2 protein-coding genes and 1 pseudogene are annotated in these 2,081 nt (G+C 74.0%); 2 read left to right on the forward strand and 1 reads right to left on the reverse strand.

All coding sequences use genetic code 11. The features are described from left to right. Positions 1–922 (reverse strand): NsdA family TPR-like regulatory protein (locus tag AB0J52_RS37715; protein WP_500187766.1); only part of this gene is annotated, 922 nt, incomplete at its 3' end. A gap of 124 nt (positions 923–1,046) precedes the next feature. On the opposite strand from AB0J52_RS37715, the gene AB0J52_RS37720 reads away from it, so the two are divergent. Further along, the gene (locus AB0J52_RS37720; protein WP_500187767.1) at positions 1,047–1,451 is read left to right on the forward strand and encodes an ATP-binding protein; all 405 of its coding nucleotides are present in this window, start codon (positions 1,047–1,049) and stop codon (positions 1,449–1,451) included. Between the two features lie 185 nt (positions 1,452–1,636). Further along, a pseudogene (locus tag AB0J52_RS37725) lies at positions 1,637–2,081 on the forward strand (sensor histidine kinase); the annotation flags it as partial.

Consider the following 2,081-nt stretch of genomic DNA (forward strand, 5'->3'; position numbering starts at 1 on the left):
CCCGGACCCGCTCCCCCAGCCTGGCGTGGGCGCGCACCTGCCAGGTGTCCAGCATCGCCAGCACCGTCCGGCTGAGGCGTCCCCGGGAGGCCCGGGACGCGTCCAGCAGCGCCAGGGACGCCGCCCCGTCGCCCGCGTAGAAGCGCTGCATCGCCATGTTGGACAGGATGTAGACGCCGCCGTCGACGTCCCGCGCCTCGCGGGCGGCGCGGAGGCCGGCGTGCCAGTAGCGTTCGGCCGCCGCCGGGCGGCCGCCGTCGAACGCGCCCCAGCCGGCCTGGCGGCACAGCCCCCCGGCGACCCGGAACAGCCGCCGCTCCACGGCCTGCGAGTAGGAGCTGTTGTTCAGCAGGCCGGTGACCAGCTCCAGGTCGTTCACCGCGAGCCGGGCGGTGGTCTCGCCGCCGACCAGGTCGTCCAGGATCCACAGGTCCGCCAGCCGCTTCTCGATCGCCGAGACCAGCTCGTGGTCGGTGCGGCCGCCGTCCAGCGTCCGGGCGACCTTGTCCGGCGGGACGAGCCGCCAGGGCTCGGTCCAGGCCGCGGCGAGCGCGCCGATCGCCGAGCCGCTGAGGATCAGGAACCCGCGCCGGTCGGTGAGCGCCGACACCGTCCGCGCCAGGGTGGTCTTCGCGTGGTCGGCGGACCAGGCGGCGGTGACGTGCGCCCCGTCGGAGTAGAGCAGCCACTCCGGCCAGGGATGGGCCTCGACGAGCCGGGCCGGGACGCCGAGGGCCTCGGCGAGGGCGTGCTGCGCGCCGATCTCCGGCCGGACGCCGCGCCGCTCCCACCGGTAGACCTTCTGCTTCCAGGCCGCCATGTTCCGGCCGCGGGCGACCAGGGCGGCGACGTGCGCCTGCGTCCAGCCGCGCTGCTGGCGGACATAGGCCAAGGGGTGGGTGACCAGGTCAAGGTGTGCCATGGCTGACGTCCTCGCTGACCTCGGGAGGCTACTCGAGGCTACTCCCGTCCCCTTGTCCGCGACCGGCCCTCGCGCTTGTCTGTCAGTCAGCCGAACCCCGCACCGGCGCCCGAGGACGCAGGCGATGGCGACCATGACGATGAACGCGCGGCAGATCCTGCTGTCGATGACCTATCCGGCCGTGCCGTCGGCCGTCGGAACGGCCCGCAAGTCCGCCGAGCTCGTGCTCGGCTCGCGCGGCTTCGCCACGCTGCTGGTCGAGGACGTCGGCCTGGTCGTGTGCGAGCTGGTGACCAACGCGGTGAAGGCGGCGGCCGGGACGACCGTCGGCCTGACCGTCGCCGCGGACGGGTCCGGCGCGGTGACGGTCGAGGTCCGGGACCCCTCGTCCGCCGAACCGCGCCGCAGGTCACCGGAGCTGGAGGACCTGGGCGGGCGCGGGCTGGTGATCGTCGCGGCCCTCTCCGAGCGCTACGGCGTCCGGCGCGAACCAGACGGCAAGACGGTCTTCGCCGTCCTGCGCGCGTAACCGCCGCGTGTTCCCCGCCTTCCCTTCGCACGTTCCGTCAGGGGTGGGGCTGGACGCACGGATGGGTGGGGCCGGCCCCACTCGGGACCCGCTTCGACCCGTTTCGCGGCTTGTCACGTGCAAAGTGGGTGCTGCAAGCCGTAACGTCCGGTTCCGCGGGCGGGATCGTGGAGTGGGGAAGAGTCATGCGTCGACTGGGGTCGTGGGTGCAGGACGCCTGCGCGGGGTTCCTCCGCTCGTGCGCGGTCGCGGGCGCCGGCCTGCCGGTCCCGGCCGGATGGGCCGGGATCGCGATGGGCATGTGGCGGTTCGGCAATCCTTGGGCGTGGACGGCGCCGGTCATCCTGTGGGCCGCCGGGACGCTGCTGCTCGCCCGGCCGCTCTGCCGCGTCTTCCGCCACCTCGTCGCACGGTGGACGGGCGTCGTGCTCCCAGGCGGCTACCAGGAGCCCGTGCCGGTGCTGGAGATGTCCACCGGCTACTGGTGGAACGGCCACTCCTACTCCAAGACCAGCGAGGAAGCCGCCGAGGACCAGCGGCTACGGCTCCTCTGGTCCGACCCCGCCAACTGGCGTGACGTGCGGTTCCTCCCCATCGCGGCGCTCGCGGGGCTGATCGCCGCCGTCCCGC

The organism is Spirillospora sp. NPDC049652 (assembly GCF_040675125.1).
In the GTDB taxonomy this organism is placed as follows: Bacteria; Actinomycetota; Actinomycetes; order Streptosporangiales; family Streptosporangiaceae; genus Spirillospora.